Origin of the sequence: Rubritalea squalenifaciens DSM 18772, assembly GCF_900141815.1 — a bacterium.
Lineage (GTDB): Bacteria > Verrucomicrobiota > Verrucomicrobiia > Verrucomicrobiales > Akkermansiaceae > Rubritalea > Rubritalea squalenifaciens.
Map to the genome: position 1 here is coordinate 1 of NZ_FQYR01000009.1, position 811 is coordinate 811.

Consider the following 811-nt stretch of genomic DNA (forward strand, 5'->3'; position numbering starts at 1 on the left):
CAACGGGGTTCTGGATTTTAGGCCGGGGTTGTGACCCGTAGGGGCGCTACCCCGGTATAGGTGGCCCACCACCTATACGACCCCAACGGGGTCGCGTAATAATCTGGCAAGACATTATGATCTAGTTTAGCTAGGATCATGGCCCATACGTTTTGCCACTGCTGTGTACATATAATATTTTCCACAAAAGAACGTTATCCCTTTTTTGCGGATTACGCTTTAAGGTCTGAGCTGCATCGCTATTTGGGCGGTGTCCTAAAAAGTTTAGGCTGTAAGCCTGTACAGATTGGTGGGGTAGAGGATCACGTGCATGTTCTGTGTATTCTCGGAAAGCAAGTTACGGTTGCTGATCTGGTAAAGGAACTGAAGCGTGTATCAAGCAAATGGCTTGGTGAGGGCTCAGGAAGCATGATGAAGAAGTTCTCATGGCAGTCAGGTTATGGTGCATTTTCTGTTTCCTCATCAGCTATCGGTGAGGTGATCAGTTACATTGCCAATCAAGAGGAGCACCATGCAAGGATGAGCTTTCAAAATGAATATCGCAGTTTGCTCAATAAGCATGGACTTGACTATGATGAGAAGTACTTGTGGGACTAACAGATTTCCGCGACCCCGTTGGGGTCGTTTTAAAATATGAAAGCATCCCCGGGGTAGCGTCCCTTCGGGCCACAACCCCGGGCTAGATGACGAAACCCCGTTGGGGTTTTGCCCAGAGTAGCAAGTGTGTGAGCTGGTAGCATACGCAGGGTGGGTTGTGCCTGATGGGATACGTCGGGTGTGATGCGTTGGGTGTGATGCGTTGGGTGTGATG

1 protein-coding gene is annotated in these 811 nt (G+C 49.4%); it reads left to right on the forward strand.

Annotation, left to right across the window (positions count from 1 at the left end; all coding sequences use genetic code 11):
- Positions 1–138: 138 nt before the first annotated feature.
- The gene (tnpA, locus tag BUB27_RS17945; RefSeq protein ID WP_143185272.1) at positions 139–597 is read left to right on the forward strand and encodes an IS200/IS605 family transposase; all 459 of its coding nucleotides are present in this window, start codon (positions 139–141) and stop codon (positions 595–597) included.
- The last annotated feature ends 214 nt before the right edge of the window (positions 598–811 follow it).